The following is a 21,524-nucleotide window of genomic DNA, read 5'->3' on the forward strand; positions in this document are numbered from 1 at the left end:
AAAAATATACACGCAAACATCCAATTCTTTTATACTTGAATTGACTAGAAACAAGAAAAGATTGGAGTTGCGTGCAAATGAATTTTACCATAAAAATCCCCGGCCTTGAAGATGTATGGATCACAAAAGTGGAGAAAATGGAAGATCGTATTGCGCTTCATGTAGAAATGGCTGTCAAGGTACATAAGTGTCCCGGCTGTGGTGAAAGGACTAAGAAAATTCATGATTACCGGATCCAAAAGATCAAACATTTAAAGTGGTTTGAACGGTTGACGTACCTCTTCTACAAAAAGCGCCGCTATGCCTGTTCATGCGGGAAGCGATTTGCGGAATAGGATCATTTTATCTATTTTGGAAATATAACCAACTACAAGTAGCTACCTAGGGATATCTGATATTGGATAGGTTACACGGTTAGGGGGAACAATTCACGCTATAAGCAGGTTAAAATATTGCAAATGTTTGAGTATCCTTATGAATTACCTTATTCGTCGTTATTGTGGTTGGCTATCGAAATGGTGCAGAATTTTTCCCCGCCAGTAGAATAGAGAGTTTTCATTAGTTCGCTAAAGTATTGAGGGATTTTTGTTTTACGGTTGGTTTTTAAAAATATAGTGGCATTATAAAGCCACCCATTAATTATAAGTTGTTTTATTCCTTGGAGGAAAATTTTTTAGGGGATAAGTTAACGGGTTGAAAAAAATTATAAAGCATTTTATTTATATAATTTTCGGGAAAGAGCATTGGTGAATAGTGTATGCTAATGTAAGCACTTCATCTTACAAAACGAAAAAATACGATCAGGAAATTTCAAAAGTTTGGAAACAGGGAGGTTTTTGCGTTTATTTTTTTTAGATGTGGGTATACATTAACATATTCCCCCCATATAGAATAATATGCTAAAGAGATTGCTCGTCTCTTATTGCTTGCGCCCGTATCTGTTTTCTTCTTGGCTGTTTTTTATAAACATAGATGAAATCACTATAGAAAGGAACTGTTATGAAAAATAATACATTTAACAACCCTGTGTTTTATGTTTCAGCTTTTGTCATATTAATTCTAGTTATTATTGGCGCTACAATGCCAAACCATTTCGGTGCAACAGCAGAGAAACTATTTAATTTTACGACTGTAAATTTTGGCTGGTTTTATTTATTAGCTGTGTTTATTTTCATTGTATTTTTAATCATTTTATCAATAAGCAAATTCGGTAAGATAAAGTTAGGAACGGCTCAATCTAAACCTGAGTATTCATTTTTCACTTGGATTGGCATGCTTTTTTCAGCTGGTTTTGGTGCGGGACTAGTTTTTTGGGGAGTAGCTGAACCAATGAGTCACTTTTTTAATACTCCTTTTCCTGAAGTAGAAAAAATGACAGAGGAAGCAGCAAGAGTTGCCATGGGATATGCTTTCTTTCATTGGGGAATTAGCCAATGGTCCGTCTTTGCTGTGGTAGGTCTGGTTATTGCTTACTTACAATTTAGAAAAAAACAGCGTGGATTAATTTCTACATCCATTCAGCCAATCGTCGGTAAAAACAGGGTGGTTGCTGATACTGTAGATTCTTTAGCCGTCATTGCTACAGTAATGGGAGTAGCGACCTCATTAGGGTTAGGCATACTTCAAATGAACGGTGGATTAAAGTCAGTATTTGATGTTCCCACATCGATTTGGGTGCAAATGGTAATCGCGGGCGTAATGCTTATAACGTATTTAATTTCATCAAGTACTGGATTAGACAGGGGAATTAAATGGTTAAGTAATATTAATCTCGGTCTTTGCTTGCTATTATTAGCTTTCGTCTTTCTGGCAGGACCAACCGTATTTATATTAAATACCTTTGTATTAGGACTCGGTGATTATTTTACGAATTTTATTGGCTATAGCCTACGCTTAACACCCTACACGGGAGATACTTGGGTAAGAGAGTGGACAATTTTCTATTGGGCATGGTCTACAGCGTGGTCTCCATTTGTGGGCGCTTTTGTAGCACGGGTATCGCGAGGTAGAAGTATACGTCAATATATTTTAGGAGTATTAGTTGTGTCACCCGCTATTGCTTGTATTTGGATTGCAGCTTTTGGTGGCACCGCTCTATATAACGATCTAATGAATGGGACGAATATAGCTGAAGCTGTAAATGCTGATATTGCGGTTGCATTATTTGAAACGTACCAACACTTGCCAATGTCATCCATCCTTTCCATCCTTTCTATATTTTTAATTTTTACGTTCTTAGTTACCTCAGCAGATTCTGCAACTTATATTCTTGGAACCATGACATCTAGAGGGAGCTTAAACCCAACATTAGTTACGAAAATTATTTGGGGACTTTTAATTACGGCAATAGCTGTAGTACTTCTTTTGGCAGGGGGATTAGAAGCATTGCAAACCGCTTCACTTATTTCGGCGCTGCCTTTTACAGTTATATTATTACTAATGGTGATTTCGTTTTCACGAATGTTGTCTAGGGATTATCAAAAAGCAAGACAGGAAAAAGAATAGCGTGACGGAAATATAAGGTCATAACTATGTTGAGAAAAACTTGGTAAACTCAACTTGAACGATGATTTGACAGTTCATATAAACGTAAGTATACTATGGTTAGCTATGTATTGAAAGTAAACATTTTCTAGGGTTCCGCAGATATTATCTGGACTGGACCAAGAGAAAATGCACGTTTATACGTGTACACGGAGGGATAAAAGCCCGGGAGGATATCTAACAAATATGATATCTTTCTGGGTTTTTTGTTTGCTTTTTTAAGGGATTAGATATCGCATGGCTCGCTAAGAGCGCAAGCCACCATCGGTTGTAGCTAAGAGGAAGGCCAACTAAATACGAGCTTGCCTCCCGACGTCGGCATACCCCTTGTTTTAGTGGCATGGATCCTAAAACTTTAGTTGGTTTGTTCCGTTGCTACGTTGCTAAACGGGTGCCTTGCGCCTTTGTTTACATGAAAGGTAATTAAGGAGTGGATTAGATAATTTAAAGTATATAAAAGTGAACCTTCAGTCAGTAGAAGACTCTTTGGCTAGCTAAAAAAACGAATGATTGAAAAAGGTGATGTGGATGAATAAAGACTGGAATACTGTATTTCTCGCTGGATTGTTTGAAATTGGCTGGGTAATTGGCTTAAAACATGCCAACAGTTGGATGGATTGGATCCTGACGCTAATCGCGATTTATGTAAGCATGCATTTACTTGTTATAGCCTCGCGCCGGTTGCCGGTAGGTTCAAGCTATGCAGTATTTGCAGGTATAGGAAGTGCTGGAACAGTTATAGCAGAAATAGTGCTTTTTGGAGAGCAAGTTCAACCGTTAAAAATAGCGCTAATTTTACTATTAGTAACGGGAGTTATCGGTTTGAAGTTGGTAACGCCGCAAAAAGGTAAAGAAGAGGTGTCGTAATGGATTGGATTATTCTTTTTGTAGCAGGGTTTACGGAAATAATTGGCGTAACAGGTATTAATAAAGTAAATCAACGAGTGAATGCAATATCATTAATATGGTTTCTAGGCGGATTTGGATTAAGTTATATTTTATTAGGTATTGCAATGGAAACAATTGCAATGAGTACTGCTTATGCCGTTTGGACAGGGATGGGAACAGTGGGAAGTGCGCTCGCTGGGATGTTGTTCTTTCGTGAGTCAAAAGATTGGCGAAGGTTGCTTTTCATCGGTATGATTTTAAGTGCTGCTGTTGGTTTAAAGCTCATTTCATAGTCAATCAGATAGATTAAAAAGGGAACGATTCTGATGTTTATAATACATTCCTATCGGTTATACATTACTAAGAAGTAGATATCATTAAAGGAGTGAAGGCAGGAATGGATATAAACAAAGAACTAAAATATTTAGAATCAGTGGAAAGGGAAGGGCCGGATAAAGTATTTACCATGTATTTAAATACAGACCCTTCCGACCCTGAACAGCAAGGCGGAGAATGGAAAATCCAACTTAAAAATGGGATCCGTAATTTTGAAAAGTATTTAGAAGAAGCAAATAACAAAGAAGAGCTTAAAAGTTTTCAGCAAGTAAAACAAAAAGTAGAAAAGTTTATCAGAGGCAATGAACAGCAATTTCGCAGAGGCGTTATTGTATTTGCAACTGCAGATGAGGAAATCTGGTTTGCGACAAGGGTGCAAATGCGCTTGCAAACAGAATTTTATTGGCAACAAACTCCTGTAGTGGAGCAGTTAAGAAAATTGAAAAATCGGTATCCCAAAACAGGGATTATACTAGTTCAACAAAACCAAGTAAGAGTCATCGAATCCTATTTAAATGAATTGGAAATGGAGAAAAACTACGAATTAGATATTGAAGTAGATGACTGGCGTGAGAAAACAGCGATGGGGCCTGGTAATCCAACTATTCAAAAGGATGACTTGAATGCCCGATTTGAGGCTAATAAGCACCGTTGGTATAAATCATTGGCTCCTAAAATAGATAAACAGGCGAAAGACAGAGCTTGGGAAAATATAGTTATAATAGGTGAACCAGGTCAGGCTCAGGCATTCCAAAATCAAATGACAAAGCAAGTAGATGAAGTAATCAATAAAAATATGTTAGATCATGAGGCGCCAAAAATATTGGAAGAGCTATTTGGGTAAGGAAACGAGAGTTTGGTGCTTTACCAGACTCTTGTTTCCTAAGCAGTTTTAAACTGAATAGTATGGTTAGGTCGATAACACCAGTGCTGCTGGTAAAAGCGAAACGATTAACGACAAGCTAATATATCCAATAGCTTTGTTGCGTTGGTGTTGGAAAATTAATTGTAATGTTTCATTTCCAAATGTCGAAAAAGTTGTATATGCCCCGCAAAATCCTACTCCTAATACCAGCCACCATGTATGTGGAAGAGTTTCACTTGTATAAAGATGAACAAAAAAGGCTAAGAGTAAGGACCCTGTAATGTTTGCCAGCCATGTCCCAATCAATCGTTTGTTAGTTGCAATAGATAGCTGGTAACGAGTAACGCTTCCAAAAAACCCGCCTAAAGCGACGAACAAAAAACTCATACTTCTGCCTTCTTTCTAATATGTATAGAAAACTGATAGCCCATATAACAAAATAATAGACCTCCAATAATACTAAGTAAAACATACATAATGGCTAATAATACGTTGTTACTCCAAAGTTCGATTGTTTCAACTGCAAACGTGGAGAAAGTAGTAAACGAGCCAATTAACCCAGTAGTTAAGGCTGTGAACAATGCAGGAGAAAGTCGCTCTTTTATTTGCTTATGATTTAACAGCAAACTTAACAAAAAACAGCCAAGCAAATTGGCGCATAAAGTAGCAAAGGGGAAGCCCTTTGCTGTAAATATAAAAGACATACCATACCTTCCCATCGCACCAACCGCTCCGCCAATTCCAATTGCTGTCATTGTTTTTATGCGAGTGCTAATTTGCATCCGGGACACCTTCCGTAAATTTCAAATTTATGTCCTTCAATCGAATAGTCCGTTAATAGTTGTTCCACTTCTTCCATTGGGCAAATATCAATTTCTTTCGTTTTACCACAATCTTTACAAATAAAGTGGTGGTGATGATGATGTACACAATTCATTCGGAAATGTTTTTCTCCATGTAATTCTGTAGTTTCCAAAATACCAAGGTCATGATAAAGATGAAGATTTCGATAGATGGTATCAAAGCTAATACCAGGATAGTTTTCCTCTAAATGCGTGATCAAATCTTTGGCAGTGCGATAACCATCTGCTTGTTCAAAAAAAGATAGGATATCTTTACGTTTTCCCGTCATTTTATAGCCTTTTTTACGTAAAAGTGTGACAGCTTCGTTTCTATTCATATAGCTTCCCTCACTTTGTTTTTACTCTAGTTATTTAATTATTGGCCAGCAAGAAGGAAAATGTGTGTTGCTTTCCTTAACAATGAAAATTTAAACTAGGGCTTGTTAGCTATGCAGCTTTCGATCGGTACCCTTTCGCAACAATGGAGATTAATAACAGTGCGATAGCTACCATCACAATTGTTCCTCCAGGTGGTATACTTAAATAATACCCAGTTATCAATCCTATCATAACAGCTATTTCACCAAATACAACAGATAACAACACCATTTGCTTAAATCCCTTCGCAAATCGCATACTTGCTGCAACAGGTAGTGTCATTAGAGCAGAAACGAGCAAAACACCAACAATTCTCATAGAAACAGCAATTACTAAAGCAGTTAAAACAATAAATAGCAGATGAATCGCTTTTGCATGTAGTCCTGAAATCGTTGCATGTTCTTCATCGAAAGATAAGTTGAATAATTCCTTGAAAAATAATACGATCATCATGATAATGAAAAGTGCGATCCCCGCAATAACGTAAAAGTCGCTTTTACTTACTGCAGACACAGAACCAAATAAATAATTAAATAAATCGGTATTAAATCCATCTGCTACAGAAATAAAAATGACACTAAGTCCAACTCCACCTGAAAGAATAATCGGTATAGCTAGCTCTTGGTATGCTTTATAAACGCCACGCAGCTTTTCGATCAATATGGAACCAACAACAGAAAAGACCATTCCACTATATAAAGGGCTGATCATAAGCGCGAATTTTTTCTCTAGTAATAGACCAAATGCAATTCCAGCTAATGTGACGTGTGACAGGGCATCTGCGAGCAGTGACAGTCTCCTAACCACAATAAATGACCCTAATAAAGGGGCAATGAAGCCAATTATTATTCCGGTAAACAGTGTGTTTCTTAAAAAATCGTATTCCATAAAATCTCCTAGCATATGACTTCCTCCAAATCAATGGTCATGTGTTACTAAATGGATGTTGTGACCGTATATCTGCGACCATTCTTCGTTCGTTAATGATTTATATGTCTCTGGCTTACCATGGAAATGCAAGGTTTTATTTAAACAAGCAATTTCTGTAGCTTGTTCTGCTATTGTTCCAGTGTCATGTGTTACCATCAGCATGGTAATCCCTTTATTGCGGTTTAAATGGTCAAGCAACTCATAAAAACGTTGCACATTTTCATTATCTACACCTACTGTCGGTTCATCTAAAATGAGTAGCTCGGGATCACTTACTAAGGATCTGGCAATAAAAATTCGCTGTTGCTGCCCACCTGATAAATTACCGATATTTTCGTGGGTATATGTTTCCATTCCAACTTGGGCGATTGATTCCATGATTTTTTCTTTATGTTTCCTTTGGAAAAATTTTAAATAGCCAATTTTAGCTGTTAATCCCATGGATACTACTTCATAAACGGTTGCTGGAAATCCTTTATTAAATGCGTTTGCTTTTTGTGAAACATAACCAAGCTTATTCCAGTCGTTAAACTTTTCAATCGGCTGGTTGAATAGGCGGATGTTCCCGGTATCAGCCTTTTGCAAGCCGAGAATTAATTTAATAAGCGTGGTTTTACCACCCCCATTTGGTCCAACTAACCCCATAAAGGAACCTTGAGGTACAGAAAAATGGATGTGATCTAATACTTGTTTGTTTTCATAGGAAAAACTAACATTCTCCATAGAAATAACGGCTTCACTCATCATTTAACCTCCTTACAAGTAAATTGCTCGATCAAGTATTAGGATGTTACTTGATCGAGTGTTTCTAGGTTTTTTTTCATAATCGAAAAATAATCTTCATCATTTTCGAGATTTTTTTCCGTTAAGACAGACAGATTATGAATGGTAGCAGTTTTTGCTTGAATATGTTCTTGAATCACCTTTGAGACACGATTGGACGTATTTTGCTCGAAAATAATATAATCAAGGTTATATTTTTCGGCTTGGTCAATGATTTCCGTTAATTCTTTTTGTGATGGCTCATTATTAGTAGACAACCCGTTAATGGCAATTTGTTCTAGACCATATCGCTCCTCCCAATATCCATAAGCCGCATGAGATACGAGAATATGCTTGTTTGTTTTTGCTTCTAAGACCGTTTGAAAATCATGATCTAATGACTGTAATTGTTCTTTTAATTTATTAAAATTAGCTTGATATAGATCCTTTTCATCCGGATTGAGCTCGACTAATTGTGCTTTTACAACTTCAGATAATGTGACCATTCGCATAGGGTCAAGCCAAATATGTGGGTCATGATCTCCGTGAGAATGACCATCATGGGCTCCCTCTGCATCGGCGGGGCCGTCGTTATGAGCTTCCGCTTCGTTATCATGGGATTTTTCTTTATCAGAGTGGCTATCAGCATGCGCTTCTTTTTCATGTACATGACCAATGGCATCATTCTTGGTTCCTATATCAAAAAGGTACTCATTTTTTCCTAGCTCTACAAGCTTGACGTCCTCTGAATCCAATGCATCTGCTGTACTTTCAGCGAATCCTTCCATCCCTGCACCCAAGTAAATAAACGCATCACTTCTAGCTATATTTGTCATATCTTTTGAAGTTGGTTCATACGAATGAGCATCGACTCCTGGTGGATAAACGGAATGAACATCAGCGGTTTCCCCAGCAATTCTCTCTACAGCAAATTGAATCGGATAAATCGACGTGTATATGTTTAAATCCGTGTTGTTTTCAGTGGAACGATCTGATTTAGTACAACCGGCAACGAATAAAGTAATCAAACCAAGGATAAGTATGGCAATGGATGTTCTTTTCAATAGTTGTTCCTCCTCTTTAAAATATCTTCTGTAATATAATATCGTAATCATTACGAATTGTAAATAGGAATGGTTACGATTATTTTTCGAAAAATAAATAAGCCTTAGAATACGGCGATCTACATAAAATCTGTAAAGTACAGTATCAATCAAAACTAAATGTACTATGAAAGCTAAAGTTAGCAGCGCATTCGTGCAGAAAACTTTTTTATTTCAAGGGAACTTAAGATATCGTAGAAGGAGGAGCAACCCATACTGAACGAGGTATCGCTTTCTTTCATAAAAAAATGTATATAATTGTTGCGAAATATCAGTAAATACTTTATAGTTATAATTAAGTAGATAGGAGACTATCTTTTTATTTTCGACATAAAATGAATGAGTATTCATTCAAATGTGGATGGGAGGATAAATTATGAAGCAATCAATCAGGCGTGCAGCTGTTTTAGGATCTGGAGTAATGGGATCGGGGATTGCGGCACACTTGGCTAACGTTGGTATACCGACGCTCATGCTTGATATTGCACCGAAACAGTTAACGAAAGAGGAAGAAAAAAAGGGGTTAACCTTAACTGATCCATCTGTTCGTAATCGGATTGCAACAGACAGTAAAAAGGCATTATTAAAGCAAAAACCTTCACCCATTACAACCAAAGAAAGCCTTGATTTAATTGAAGTAGGGAATATGGAAGATGATATGGAGAAGCTCGCTGATGTAGATTGGATTATCGAAGTTGTTGTTGAAAACTTAGATATTAAACGAAAAGTATTTGCAAATGTAGAGGCATATCGTAAAGCGGGAACGATTGTCAGCTCAAACACTTCGGGTATATCCATAGAAGCAATGTCCAGTGAATGTTCCGAAGATTTCCGCAAACATTTCCTTGGCACACATTTCTTTAACCCACCGCGATATTTGAAATTGCTTGAAGTTATACCGACTAAAGATACTGATCCTGAAGTATTTGAATTTATGAAACAGTTTGGTGAAAACGTTTTAGGGAAGGGAGTTGTTGAAGCAAAAGATACACCTAACTTTATTGCCAATCGGATTGGTACGTACGGTTTACTTATCACTGTTCAAGAAATGCTTCGTGGTGGTTACAGTGTGGGAGAAGTAGATTCTGTAACTGGACCGATGATTGGAAGAGCAAAAAGCGCAACATTCCGTACTCTTGATGTCGTTGGCTTAGATACGTTTATTCATGTAGCTAAAAATGTATACGATCAAGTAGACGGAGAAGAAAAAGAGGTATTTACTATGCCAGACTTTATGCAAACTATGCAAGAAAAGGGCTGGCTAGGCGCTAAAAGCGGTCAAGGTTTCTTTTTAAAGAAGAAGGACAAAGACGGTAGCACGATTTATGAATTGAATCCAGAAACATTGGAATATGAAGAACGGAAAAAGCTAAAAACAGCAGCAACGGAAATGGCGAAGCAGGAAAAAGGATTACATCGTAAATTGAAAACGCTTCTATCACAAAAAGATGATCGTGCAGGCGCGCTTGTTTGGTCAATTTTAAAGCCAGTATTCCTTTATGCTGCCGAACTAACTGGTGAAATTGCCGATGATATTGCGGCTATCGATGATGCGATGAAGTGGGGCTTCGGCTGGGAATTAGGACCATTTGAGACGTGGGATGCAATCGGCTTACGTAAGTCAGTAGAACGGATGCAAACGGAAGGGGAAGCAATACCAGAATGGGTTTTACAATTATTAGAGGAAGGTAACGAATCTTTTTATAAAACAGAAAATGGAACTGTTTATTATTACGATCAAGGAACGTATAAAGAAAAGTCCGTCAACCAAAAAGAAATTCATTTACGGAGATTAAAAGATGTACAGGGGGTCATTAAAAAAAATACCGGAGCTAGTCTAATAGATTTAGGCGACGGTGTAGCATGTTTAGAGTTCCACTCAAGAAGTAACGCCATCGGCTTAGATATTATACAAATGGTTCACTTTGCCATTGAAGAAGTGGAGAAAAACTACGAGGGACTTGTCATTGGCAATCAGGGTAAGAATTTCTGCGTTGGGGCTAACCTTGCCATGATGCTGATGGAAGCTCAAGATGATAATTTCTTTGAACTGGATATGGTGATTCGTCAATTTCAAAATATGACGATGGCTATCAAATATGCGAATAAACCTGTGGTTGTTGCTCCATTTAATATGACACTTGGTGGCGGTGCAGAAGTTTCATTACCAGCAGCTTCGATTCAGGCCTCTTCGGAAACGTACATGGGACTTGTTGAATTTGGTGTTGGGTTGATCCCTGGTGGAGGGGGCACAAAAGAATTGTATTTAAAAATGCTCAGAAATTTGCCAAAAGGGATTGCATTTGATATTACGAAGGTTGCAAATGATGTATTCGAAAAAGTAGCAACAGCGAAAGTATCCACTTCTGCTGCTGAAGCCCGTGAAAATGGTTATTTAGATCAAAGTGATCGGATTAGTGTTAATGCAGATCATCTCATACACGACGCAAAGGAAAATGTGTTAGCGCTGGCTAAATCTGGATACCAGGCTCCAAAAAGAGAAAAGATCCCAGTAGTTGGTGATGCGGGTTATGCAGCTATGGTATTGGGTGCTAAAAACTTGCATTTAAGCGGCTATGCATCTGAACATGATGTAAAGATGGCAGAGAAACTAGCTTATGTTTTATCAGGTGGACGTATTCAAGAAGGAATAAAGATCGATGAACAAGTAATGCTAGATTTAGAACGAGAGGCATTTTTAAGCTTGATCGGTGAGCCAAAAACGCAACAACGAATGCAGCATATGTTGGTCAAAGGAAAACCATTACGGAACTAAAGGGGGAACTATTGTGAAGGAAGCAGTAATTGTTGCGGGTGCAAGAACCCCTGTAGGTAAGGCAAACAAAGGGGCACTCGCTCACTCGAGACCAGATGATCTAGCGGCACTAACCATTCAGGAAACGCTAAAACGAGCTGGTGACTATAGGGGGAGTATAGACGATGTTATCATTGGTTGTGCCATGCCTGAAGCGGAACAAGGAATGAATATAGCCCGAAATATTGCTGGGCTTGCAGGCTTAAACCACGATGTTCCGGGAATTACGATTAATCGTTATTGCTCCTCAGGGTTGCAAAGTATTGCTTATGCCTCAGAGCGGATAATGGTAGGAGCTAGTGATACGATCATTGCAGGTGGTACAGAATCAATGAGCCTAATCCCAATGGGAGGGCATGTTATTAAGCCAAATTCCAAACTTGTACAGGATGCACCAGGGTATTATATGGGAATGGGACATACAGCGGAAGAAGTAGCAAATCGGTTTCACATTTCTAGAGAAGATCAGGACGCCTTTGCGGTCCGAAGTCACGAACGTGCTGCTAAAGCGATTGAGGAAAGTAAATTTAGTGATGAAATTGTCCCTGTGGAGGTAACTCATCGATTTATCAATGATCAAAATAAGCCAGAAGAAAAGAAAGTGACGTTTGCGATGGATGAAGGGGTACGTCCTGGAACGTCAAAAGAGATATTAGCTAAGTTAAGACCCGCTTTCCACGTTAAAGGAACGGTAACAGCAGGAAATTCATCGCAAATGAGTGATGGGGCGGCATCGGTTTTAGTTATGAACAGGGAAAAAGCAGACGCAGAGGGGTTAACCCCCATCGTTAAATTCCGTTCGTTTGCTGTAGCTGGCGTTGAACCAGAAATTATGGGCGTTGGTCCAGTAGCTGCAATTCCAAAGGCGTTGGAAATAGCAGGTCTTGAATTATCAGATATCGATTTATTTGAATTAAATGAGGCGTTTGCATCGCAAGCTGTACGTGTCATTCAAGCTTTGGACTTGGATATTAATAAGGTAAATGTAAACGGCGGTGCGATAGCACTAGGACATCCGCTTGGGATGACAGGCACGAAGCTAACGTTATCACTTATGCATGAAATGGAACGGAGGCAAGTTCAGTATGGTGTTGTAACCATGTGTATTGGGGGCGGCATGGGAGCAGCAGGTGTTTTTGAGCTGTTATAGAGTATCAAACTACCACACTTGTAAAATAGGACATTACGAGAGGCAGACGGTGTTACGGGGGATGAGTTTTTTAAGGGGAAATTTTATAACTTAAAAAAGTGTAGAAAAGGGGTTTATATATATGAGCGAAACAAAAGAAAAGGTATTTAAAGGCGGCGGCTTTTTAGTTGAGGACTTAACAGCAGAAGATGTCATTACTCCAGAGGATTTCACGGATGAGCATAAAATGATTGCTAAAACAACGGAAGAATTTGTAGTTGGAGAAGTCCTTCCGAAAGTTGACCGTCTAGAAAATCATGAGTTTGAACATTCCGTTGAATTATTGAAGAAAGCTGGGGAACTTGGACTGTTAGGAGCAGATATTCCGGAAGAATACGGCGGTTTAGCATTGGACAAAATTAGTTCATCTTTGATTACGGAAAAATTCGCTCTTGCTGGTGGCTTTTCGGTCACTCACGGCGCGCACGTAGGGATAGGTACATTACCAATTGTGTTTTTCGGAAATAATGCACAAAAGGAGAAGTATTTACCCAAACTGGCGACAGGGGAATTGTTAGCTGCATATGCTTTGACAGAACCAAGTTCAGGTTCTGACGCTTTAGGTGCAAAAGCTACAGCAGTGTTGAATGAAGCAGGAACGCATTATATTTTAAATGGGGAAAAGCAATGGATTACCAATTCAGCTTTTGCTGATGTGTTTATTGTTTATGCCAAGATAGACGGCGAACACTTCTCTGCATTTATCGTGGAACGTGAATTTCCTGGAGTATCAACTGGACCTGAAGAAAAGAAAATGGGAATCAAAAGCTCCTCAACTCGTACATTAATATTAGAGGATGCGGAAGTACCTGTGGAAAACTTGTTGGGAGAAAAAGGGCGCGGTCATATTATTGCTTTTAATATTTTAAACGTTGGACGTTATAAGCTGGCAATTGGCGGTGTTGGCGGAGCTAAACGAGGCATTGAATTAGCAGTGAAATATGTAAATGAACGAAAACAGTTTAACAAGCCAATTTCTAGCTTTTCACTAACAAAAGAAAAACTAGCGACGATGGCAGCAGAAACATATGCAAATGAAAGTGCAGTATATCGAACCGTTGGATTATTTGAACAGCGGATGGGTGCGCTTACGGATGAGCAATTAAATGATGGTAGAGAAGTTGCTAGAGCTATTGCAGAATATCAGATTGAGTGTTCTATGAATAAGTATATGTGCACAGAACTTTTGGATTTCGTAGCAGATGAAGCTGTGCAATTACATGGGGGCTATGGCTTCATGCAAGAATACGAGGTAGAGCGGATGTACCGTGATTCACGCATCAACCGCATTTTTGAAGGAACGAATGAAATTAACCGCTTATTAGTTCCTGGAACGCTGTTGAAAAAAGCGATGAAAGGAGAACTTCCACTACTGCAAAAAGCACAATCCCTTCAGGAAGAATTAATGATGCTCATGCCAGAAGAAGCAGGCACTGCTGCATTAGAGCAGGAAAAACATTTACTCAAAAATGCGAAGAAAATGGTCCTACTTGGTGCAGGCTTAGCAGCCCAAAAATTCATGCAAAACATCGAGCATGAGCAAGAAATTCTTGTTAATCTGGCTGATATGGTAGCAGAAGTTTATAATATGGAGTCAGCTATTCTTCGTACCGAAAAAGCGATCCAACGAGATGGAGAAGAAAAGAGTAAGCAAAAATTATGGTATACAGAAGTTTACGTGCAAGAAGCGTTTAACCGTATGGAGGCAAATGCTAAAGAAACGTTGATCGCTGTAGAAGAAGGAGATACATTACGAATGATGCTTTCTACCTTACGTAAATTAACCCGTCATACACCAACTAATGTAATAGCAAAAAAACGGGAAATCGCAGCTGCTATCATTGAAGAAGAAAAATATACTCTATAATAAGAGAACAAAAAGACGGGCTAAATCTAATGAATATGTTAGATTAGCTCGTCTTTTTTCCTTGTAAGGAAATAAGGCAAGAGGTTTGTTAAGCAAAAAACGAAACAAGAAATACCTGCTAATACCTTATAGAGGCTCCTCGCTATTTATGAGGGAGAAGGTATCTAAATGATAGCACCTCTGCGGGCTTAATTTAGGAGTCGAGAGGTCGTACCTAAGGGATGTCGGCTCAAGCTTTTTATGTATCGTCAGCAATAGGTAAGCGTTTGATGTAATCTAAGGCTTTTCCCCTGCTTTACACGGAACGTGGGAGTTCCCACTTTGTTACAAAGGTAAGATTAGAAAATTATCATCTTCTATTTTTCGAGATAGGCACTTATAGTAGAACTTGCAATATAAGGTGCTGTAAGACTTCGGCTTCTGGAGTTGGAGAAATCATACAACCATAAGCTAAGTTAGAGATAACGGCACGTAAACGACCACCTGCTAAAGCAGGTGGATTTAGACATGAATGTCGACGACTAAAATTGTTTCCTAGGCTAAAGTCCTACTCAAAGGTCTTAGCTAAAGCATCCTCAAATCTAGACTAAGCTCATTCTTCTATCCTAAATATTTCGTCTTTATCTTGAGGGAAGATTCACTTTATTGTTTGTTTTTTAATCAGCTGTTTTAGTTATAGTCCCAGCACTTTTATGTTTGTTATTCTCCTATGCACATATTTTGTATAAAGCACTTTTTATGAAACAAATCGTTGCTAGATTAGGATTTTCAGCTCTTGTTTTTCAAAACAATGAAAAATTATCCAAAAGTGTAGTCAAGCAAAATTGTAAAACAAACTCATTTTATTCGAATAACGTTTGTCTATTTTGATATAATGGAACATATTATTGAATGGGGGTTGCAATTTGATGTTAACTTTCTATTGGTATCCGAATTGCGGTACATGTAAAAAAGCAAAGAAATGGTTAGAAAATCAACAAGTGAATTATATGCCTATACATATTGTTCAAAACCCGCCTACTAAAGAGGAATTACTTGATTTGATCCAGAAAAGTGGGCTACCCGCAAAGAAGTTTTTTAATACAAGTGGTAAGAAGTACCGGGAGCTGAATGTAAAGGAAAAAATAGCAGATGCTACAGATGAGGAAATGGCAGAAATATTAGCATCAGACGGCATGTTAATTAAACGACCAATCGTAACCGATGGCTCTCAAGTGACGGTTGGATTTAAAGAGGAAGAATTTGCAAAAAATTGGTTGTAAAGATTGCTTGTTTATTTTAAAGAATAAGAAAGTATAAAATTTGTTACTTTGGCATAACAAAATAACCGAATAAGCCACGTCCGGTGCAAGCGCCCAGCAACTAGACGACTTCACGAATCGCCCTACGATAAGTCATCATTGGTTCGTGCCTCCCCATGACTCCTAAAACTTTAGTTGATTTGTTCCATTCGCTACGTTGCTAAACGGGCGCCCTGCGCCTCTGTTCCGGGTGGAATGCAAGTTTTTTAAAGTGTCTATTTATTTGTAACTGAATGGACTAGGTTTCCAAACAGTTTCTATCAAAGAATACAGAAAATAAATACTGGATTAATGACTCTGAACCTTGTATAGTGAAAGTGGAATATATCATTTGGAGGGGAATATATATGAGCGTACCAAAGGAATTACTATATTCAAAAGAGCATGAATGGGTAAAACAAGAAGATGGAAATGTACGTATTGGTATTACTGATTTTGCCCAAGACGAATTAGGAGATATTGTATTTGTTGAACTTCCTGAAGTTGGTGATGAATTAGAAATTAATGAGCCTTTTGGTAGTGTAGAATCCGTGAAAACGGTGTCGGAATTATACGCTCCCATCAGTGGTAAAGTAGTCGAGGTAAATGAAGAATTGGAAGACAGTCCTGAATTTGTAAATGAATCACCATATGAAAATGCATGGATGCTTGTTGTAGAGCCAACAAATGAAGCCGAATTGGACGATTTATTATCTGCAGAAGCATATGAAGAAATGATAAGTGAATAAATAATTCAATAGCTGATATGCAATATTTTGCAATCAGCTTTGTTTTTACTAGAATAAATGTAAAAAAATAGAAAAGTCAAGATTGTTTATGTAAGGTTAGTCTGTTATAAAAAAGCCTGACTACACAAGTGATACGGTTTCATTTTTTATGTAAATCAATCAGCAAGTACTTATATGTTAATTGATTAGTAGCCTAAACATCATAATTCTAAAATAGATCTTTTCTCGAGATATGCATAAATAGGGAACGATTAATAATTGGATAATTGTTAACATAAACTATAAGCGAATCATCGATGACAATGGACATAAATGAATTGCAGAAGACTTATTTCTATTATATAATGACACGTTTAAAAGTCAGGCATCCATTACGAGCATACATTCATTTTGTAAAGTGCATACCATTGCTCAAACTGTATGTAAATGGAAATATTGTCTGTTCTTTGAACGGCATCTAATAATAAAACAAGCTCTCTCTGCATACGCAAGCTTGTCGCTTGATTTTCCAAGGAGTGCTATGTGATGATAACAGATGGATCAGAGAAGGTTTTGATTGTAGAAGGGTTAACGGATAAAAGGCAAGTAAACAAAGTACTTGCGGAAGATTTGACGATTGTTTGTACGAATGGAACCCTCGGAGTGGAACGATTTGACCAAATGTTGGAGGAGTATGGATTAGATGATAAGGAAGTTTATATTCTTGTAGATGAAGACCCTTCTGGTATAAAGCTTCGTAAACAATTAGCAAGAGAATTACCGCATGCGGAGCATGTATATGTAAGCAGTGAGTACCGGGAAGTCGCAACCACGCCGGAAAATGTTTTAGCACAAGTATTAGTAAGTAAAAGAATAGCGGTTAACCCTATCTTTTTGATTTAAATTATAGTAAAAAGGTGATAGTTTGCAACAGGTAACAAAAGAGCAATTGCAGCAATCTGATTACTTTCTCTATATTTTCACACCGCTTTGCGGAACTTGTAACCTAGCTAAAAGCATGTTGCTTAAAATTGAACAAATGCAAAAACAGGAAGTGTTTTTAGAAATGAACGCTTCGCTACATCCGGAATTTATGCAAACAAATCAAGTAGAAAGCGTGCCTTGTTTGCTCATTAAGAAAGATGGAAAAATAGTAGAAAAAATTTATGCGTTTAGAAATGTGGCAAATATTTATCAATATTTGTTAAAGCATAAACCCGAAATGTTTGCATTCTAATACAAAAAAGCATATTGACAGATTGAAAACACCATGCTATTATAGTTTCTATTCCAATTAAATAATAATTTACTCTTATCTTGAGCGGTGGAGGGACTGGCCCAGTGAACCCGCGGCAACCTTCAAATAGAACTATTTGAAAGGTGCTAATTCCTGCAAGGTGATAAGCCTTGATAGATGAGGGGACATTTTGACATGCATACGTCTTTCTGTTCTCTCTTGCAGAAAGGCGTTTTTAATTGCTTATATGGGCATAATAGTAAGAGCTAAGAAGGAGGAGTAGGTGTGATATCGATTGAGGGTTTGCGTAAAGTTTTTACTGCAAACAAGACAGAAACAACAGCTGTAGACGATGTTACCCTTTCGATTGAGCAAGGAGATATCTTTGGTGTAATCGGTTATAGTGGTGCTGGAAAAAGTACATTTGTACGATTGATTAATCGTCTAGAAGAACCAACAAGTGGAAAAGTTTATATTAATAAGCAGGAGATAACGGCACTCAAAAAGAATGAGCTGCGTCTGGCAAGACAAGATATTGGAATGGTGTTTCAACATTTCAATTTACTATGGTCACGAACGGTAGAGGATAATATTTCCTTCCCATTAGAGATAGCGGGAGTGGAAAAAGAAGAAAGGCAACAACGTGTACAATCATTAATTGATTTAGTTGGCTTATCTGGTAAAGAGAAGACATATCCTTCGCAATTAAGCGGTGGACAAAAGCAACGAGTTGGTATAGCACGCGCATTGGCAAATAAGCCTTCTGTATTACTTTGTGATGAGGCTACATCAGCTTTGGATCCGGAAACAACGAATTCGATATTGGATTTGCTTGTTGATATTAATAAGCAGTTAGGGATAACTATTATTTTGATTACGCATGAAATGCATGTCATTCGGAAAATATGTAACCATGTTGCCGTCATGGAAAATGGAAAAGTAGTGGAGCACGGTAATGTATTAGACGTATTTTCTCATCCGAAAAACAATGTTACGAAAAAGTTTGTCCAACAATTGATGGGGGATGCTGAAGCTGAAAATGAGTTCGAACATCTAATCAACACATTTAAGCAAGGTAGGCTTATTCGCCTTCATTTTGTCGGCGAAACAACAAACGATGCTTTAATCAGTAAGCTTGTAAAAACATACGATATTAATATTAGCATTTTACAAGGGAAAATTACCCGTACACAGGCTGGAGCGTATGGTACTTTATTTATCCAGATGACCGGTGATGAGGCAGAAATTGCTAAGGCAGTCCAGCACGTGTCTGAAGAAACCTCTGTGGAGTTGGAGGTGATCCGTAATGTTGACTGATCTATTTTCTACAATTAAAATAGAAGATTTTATTGAAGCAACGTATGAAACATTTTATATGACGATTATTGCACTAATCGGAACATTTATATTTGGTATCATGCTAGGCTTGCTACTTTTCCTTACAAATAAGGGGGGGTTATGGCAAAATAAGTGGGTTAACTTTTTAACAGCCACTTTAGTGAATGTGTTTCGTGCCATTCCATTTATTATATTAATACTACTCTTATTCCCATTTACTGATTTTATCGTTGGGACGATCCGTGGCCCTAATGCTGCCTTGCCGGCATTAATCATCGGTGCAGCGCCATTTTATGGACGGCTTGTCGAAATTGCTTTAAGAGAAGTGGATAAAGGTGTTATCGAGGCTGCCAAAGCGATGGGAGCAAAAACAAGAACGATTATTTTTAAAGTATTGTTACCTGAAGCGATGCCTGCATTAATTTCAGGTATTACCGTTACAGCGATTGCACTTATTGGCTATACAGCAATGGCAGGAGCCATTGGTGCTGGTGGACTAGGAAGCTATGCCTACTATTCGGGATTCCAGCGCAGAGATTTTGATATCGTCCTGCTTTGTTCCATTATCATTGTACTGATCGTATTTTTATTTCAATTTATTGGTGATTTTATCACACGCAAATTAGATAAGAGATAATTCAAAACGAAAAGAGGAGCGTACAAAATGAAAAAATACATTCTATCCATTCTATTTCTTATTAGTCTTGGAAGTGTTTTAGCAGCATGTGGCGGGGATGATAAAGCAGCGGATGATAACAAAATTATCGTCGGTGCTTCCAGTGTACCGCATGCAGAAATCTTAGAAGAGGCGAAACCTTTATTGGAAAAAGAGGGCATCACTCTTGAAATTAGTGAATATCAGGATTATGTTTTGCCAAATGATGATTTGGATAGAGGAGAGATTAATGCAAACTATTTTCAGCACATTCCATTTTTAGAACAAACAATAAGTGACACAGGATATGAACTTGATTATATTGCTGGTATTCATATTGAGCCAATTGGTGTTTATTCTAAAGGTATTGCAAGCATTGATGATATCCCCGAAGGCACGGAAGTAATTATGAGTAACTCTGTACCAGATCATGGACGTATTTTAACTTTGTTTGAGGAGCAGGGACTGATTAAATTAGATACTGGTGTAGATAAAGCAAAAGCTACGATTGATGATATTGCCGAAAATCCAAAGAATTTAAAGTTTTCACCCGAATACGAAGCAGCTACCCTTCCAGAGTACTATGAAAGGGAAGAAAATGCTCTCGTTGCTATTAATACAAACTACGCTATCGATGCAGGATTAAAGCCAACAAAGGATGGCTTGTTTATTGAAGATGAAGATTCACCGTATGTGAATGTGCTAGCTGTTAAGAAAGAAGATAAAGACGATGAGGCGTTAATTAAATTGGCTGAAGTTTTACAATCAGAAGAAATTCAATCTTTTATGGAAGAAAAATATGATGGAGCTGTTGTTCCGGTAGGTGGAAAAGAATAATAAAGAAGGAATCCCATAAGATACAGCGCATGTGTAGATATCGTCATCCTTTTCTGTCGATAATTAAAAATGAACCGTTTATTTGAGCGAAGACGCGTTTAAATGCGTTTTGAACAGGGAACCTGTCTTATGATAATCTTATTATGAGTCAAAATCAAGAAAGGATGATTCCCTATTCATAGCGGAATAAAAATGAAGTACACTTCTGAAATGGAGAAGGCAATGCAACAATCCCACCACATTGGCTTTGCTGAATATCAACGTAAGCTGAAGCAACGACTGGCAGTTGAAAGAAAACGTCAGCAAGATCATCAGAAGTGTAAGCTTTTTGCAGCATCATATATCCAACAAAACAGATAACCATCTTGAAAACGAGATAGATAAAGGCAAAGGGCGTTTATGCACATGGCATAGACGCCCTTTTGCCTATGTTTATCCCGTGTATAAGGGGTTGTAGACTATTGGGTAATCTGGATTGCGACAAGTCTAATGGGGAGATAACAGCATCTAAATGCCCTATTTCGTCATGCCATTAGGGTACTAACAATCAGTGGGAGGTGAACGAATACCCATATTAATTGAATTTATTTCTTTTTTATAGGTATAAGCTTTTTCATTATTTTCGGATCGCATTGTAAAAATCTTATTCTATGATGAGTAGACTTGTTTGCTAACTGTTGTAGTAGATGGTAGTCTACATATAGAAATAGAAGAAAAATAAAGGGAAACGTGAAAGTAAATGCTATGTTTTTTAACCTTGTTGATATGGAACAAATAATTGCTTTATTTCCTTCTGTTTCTCACTTAGAATAAATGATACACTTAGAACTTACATATGATTTCCTGTTCTAAAAGAGTTGATAATAAATTCGAAATGATTTAAGATTGTAATGAGAATAAATTGAGAATGAATATCACGTTCATATCAAT

Annotated in this window: 21 protein-coding genes, 1 pseudogene and 2 riboswitches; of the genes and pseudogenes, 15 read left to right on the forward strand and 7 right to left on the reverse strand. The window is 37.7% G+C overall.

Going from position 1 to position 21,524, the window contains the following annotated elements:
• Nucleotides 1-77 precede the first annotated feature (77 nt).
• From D1839_RS16710 to D1839_RS16730, 5 genes and pseudogenes are all read left to right on the forward strand, one after another.
• Nucleotides 78-332: pseudogene (locus D1839_RS16710) on the forward strand (transposase family protein); the annotation flags it as partial.
• Between the two features lie 667 nt (nucleotides 333-999).
• A complete protein-coding gene (locus D1839_RS16715; RefSeq protein WP_120381007.1) occupies nucleotides 1,000-2,505 on the forward strand; it encodes a BCCT family transporter in 1,506 nt (501 codons plus the stop codon).
• 116 nt (nucleotides 2,506-2,621) lie between these two features.
• Nucleotides 2,622-2,718: riboswitch (guanidine-I (ykkC/yxkD leader) on the forward strand.
• A 354-nt stretch (nucleotides 2,719-3,072) separates the two neighbouring features.
• The gene (locus D1839_RS16720) at nucleotides 3,073-3,411 is read left to right on the forward strand and encodes a DMT family transporter (protein ID WP_120381006.1); all 339 of its coding nucleotides are present in this window, start codon (nucleotides 3,073-3,075) and stop codon (nucleotides 3,409-3,411) included.
• On the forward strand, nucleotides 3,411-3,725 hold the full coding sequence (locus D1839_RS16725; RefSeq protein WP_077301029.1) for a DMT family transporter: 315 nt from the start codon (nucleotides 3,411-3,413) through the stop codon (nucleotides 3,723-3,725). Before D1839_RS16720 ends, D1839_RS16725 begins: the two co-directional genes overlap by 1 nt.
• Nucleotides 3,726-3,829: 104 nt before the next feature.
• Nucleotides 3,830-4,612 carry a VLRF1 family aeRF1-type release factor gene (locus D1839_RS16730; protein WP_120381005.1) on the forward strand — a complete coding sequence of 261 codons (783 nt, stop codon included), beginning with the start codon at nucleotides 3,830-3,832 and terminating at the stop codon, nucleotides 4,610-4,612.
• A gap of 66 nt (nucleotides 4,613-4,678) precedes the next feature.
• Here the strand turns inward: D1839_RS16730 and D1839_RS16735 are convergent, their stop codons facing one another.
• The 6 genes from D1839_RS16735 to D1839_RS16760 all read right to left on the reverse strand — a co-directional run bounded on the left by D1839_RS16735 (nucleotide 4,679) and on the right by D1839_RS16760 (nucleotide 8,609).
• Nucleotides 4,679-5,020 carry a fluoride efflux transporter FluC gene (locus D1839_RS16735; RefSeq protein WP_120381004.1) on the reverse strand — a complete coding sequence of 114 codons (342 nt, stop codon included), beginning with the start codon at nucleotides 5,018-5,020 and terminating at the stop codon, nucleotides 4,679-4,681.
• Entirely contained in the window at nucleotides 5,017-5,415 is a 399-nt protein-coding gene (locus tag D1839_RS16740) for a fluoride efflux transporter FluC (protein ID WP_286164845.1), read from the reverse strand. Before D1839_RS16740 ends, D1839_RS16735 begins: the two co-directional genes overlap by 4 nt.
• The gene (locus tag D1839_RS16745; RefSeq protein WP_120381003.1) at nucleotides 5,394-5,813 is read right to left on the reverse strand and encodes a Fur family transcriptional regulator; all 420 of its coding nucleotides are present in this window, start codon (nucleotides 5,811-5,813) and stop codon (nucleotides 5,394-5,396) included. The genes D1839_RS16740 and D1839_RS16745 overlap by 22 nt, the downstream gene beginning before the upstream one ends.
• 109 nt (nucleotides 5,814-5,922) lie before the next feature.
• On the reverse strand, nucleotides 5,923-6,756 hold the full coding sequence (locus D1839_RS16750; RefSeq protein ID WP_120381002.1) for a metal ABC transporter permease: 834 nt from the start codon (nucleotides 6,754-6,756) through the stop codon (nucleotides 5,923-5,925).
• 15 nt (nucleotides 6,757-6,771) lie between these two features.
• Nucleotides 6,772-7,527 carry a metal ABC transporter ATP-binding protein gene (locus D1839_RS16755; RefSeq protein WP_120381001.1) on the reverse strand — a complete coding sequence of 252 codons (756 nt, stop codon included), beginning with the start codon at nucleotides 7,525-7,527 and terminating at the stop codon, nucleotides 6,772-6,774.
• Nucleotides 7,528-7,565: 38 nt separating this feature from the next.
• On the reverse strand, nucleotides 7,566-8,609 hold the full coding sequence (locus D1839_RS16760) for a metal ABC transporter solute-binding protein, Zn/Mn family (protein WP_120381000.1): 1,044 nt from the start codon (nucleotides 8,607-8,609) through the stop codon (nucleotides 7,566-7,568).
• A 415-nt stretch (nucleotides 8,610-9,024) separates the two neighbouring features.
• Here D1839_RS16760 and D1839_RS16765 point away from each other — a divergent pair, with 415 nt between their 5' ends.
• The 10 genes from D1839_RS16765 to D1839_RS16810 all read left to right on the forward strand — a co-directional run bounded on the left by D1839_RS16765 (nucleotide 9,025) and on the right by D1839_RS16810 (nucleotide 20,594).
• Nucleotides 9,025-11,424 carry a 3-hydroxyacyl-CoA dehydrogenase/enoyl-CoA hydratase family protein gene (locus tag D1839_RS16765; RefSeq protein WP_120380999.1) on the forward strand — a complete coding sequence of 800 codons (2,400 nt, stop codon included), beginning with the start codon at nucleotides 9,025-9,027 and terminating at the stop codon, nucleotides 11,422-11,424.
• Nucleotides 11,425-11,437: 13 nt separating this feature from the next.
• Nucleotides 11,438-12,613 carry an acetyl-CoA C-acetyltransferase gene (locus D1839_RS16770; RefSeq protein ID WP_120380998.1) on the forward strand — a complete coding sequence of 392 codons (1,176 nt, stop codon included), beginning with the start codon at nucleotides 11,438-11,440 and terminating at the stop codon, nucleotides 12,611-12,613.
• 121 nt (nucleotides 12,614-12,734) lie between these two features.
• Complete coding sequence (locus tag D1839_RS16775; protein WP_120380997.1) at nucleotides 12,735-14,519, forward strand: acyl-CoA dehydrogenase family protein; 1,785 nt, start codon at nucleotides 12,735-12,737, stop codon at nucleotides 14,517-14,519.
• 908 nt (nucleotides 14,520-15,427) lie between these two features.
• Nucleotides 15,428-15,781 carry an arsenate reductase family protein gene (locus D1839_RS16780; RefSeq protein ID WP_199690335.1) on the forward strand — a complete coding sequence of 118 codons (354 nt, stop codon included), beginning with the start codon at nucleotides 15,428-15,430 and terminating at the stop codon, nucleotides 15,779-15,781.
• Between the two features lie 386 nt (nucleotides 15,782-16,167).
• Entirely contained in the window at nucleotides 16,168-16,548 is a 381-nt protein-coding gene (gene gcvH, locus D1839_RS16785; RefSeq protein WP_050352416.1) for a glycine cleavage system protein GcvH, read from the forward strand.
• A gap of 525 nt (nucleotides 16,549-17,073) precedes the next feature.
• The gene (locus D1839_RS16790; RefSeq protein WP_120380995.1) at nucleotides 17,074-17,430 is read left to right on the forward strand and encodes a toprim domain-containing protein; all 357 of its coding nucleotides are present in this window, start codon (nucleotides 17,074-17,076) and stop codon (nucleotides 17,428-17,430) included.
• Between the two features lie 22 nt (nucleotides 17,431-17,452).
• On the forward strand, nucleotides 17,453-17,764 hold the full coding sequence (locus D1839_RS16795; protein ID WP_120380994.1) for a thioredoxin family protein: 312 nt from the start codon (nucleotides 17,453-17,455) through the stop codon (nucleotides 17,762-17,764).
• A gap of 72 nt (nucleotides 17,765-17,836) precedes the next feature.
• Nucleotides 17,837-17,948: riboswitch (SAM riboswitch) on the forward strand.
• A gap of 101 nt (nucleotides 17,949-18,049) precedes the next feature.
• Entirely contained in the window at nucleotides 18,050-19,081 is a 1,032-nt protein-coding gene (locus D1839_RS16800; RefSeq protein WP_120380993.1) for a methionine ABC transporter ATP-binding protein, read from the forward strand.
• Nucleotides 19,071-19,739 (forward strand): methionine ABC transporter permease, encoded by a 669-nt coding sequence (locus tag D1839_RS16805; protein WP_120380992.1) that lies wholly within the window; start codon nucleotides 19,071-19,073, stop codon nucleotides 19,737-19,739. Before D1839_RS16800 ends, D1839_RS16805 begins: the two co-directional genes overlap by 11 nt.
• A 27-nt stretch (nucleotides 19,740-19,766) precedes the next feature.
• On the forward strand, nucleotides 19,767-20,594 hold the full coding sequence (locus D1839_RS16810; RefSeq protein ID WP_120380991.1) for a MetQ/NlpA family ABC transporter substrate-binding protein: 828 nt from the start codon (nucleotides 19,767-19,769) through the stop codon (nucleotides 20,592-20,594).
• Nucleotides 20,595-20,766: 172 nt separating this feature from the next.
• Here the strand turns inward: D1839_RS16810 and D1839_RS16815 are convergent, their stop codons facing one another.
• Entirely contained in the window at nucleotides 20,767-20,931 is a 165-nt protein-coding gene (locus D1839_RS16815; RefSeq protein WP_166554465.1) for a hypothetical protein, read from the reverse strand.
• Nucleotides 20,932-21,524: the final 593 nt, after the last annotated feature.

This window comes from Roseburia sp. 1XD42-34, from assembly GCF_009917385.1.
Classification (GTDB): domain Bacteria; phylum Bacillota; class Bacilli; order Bacillales; family Amphibacillaceae; genus Virgibacillus.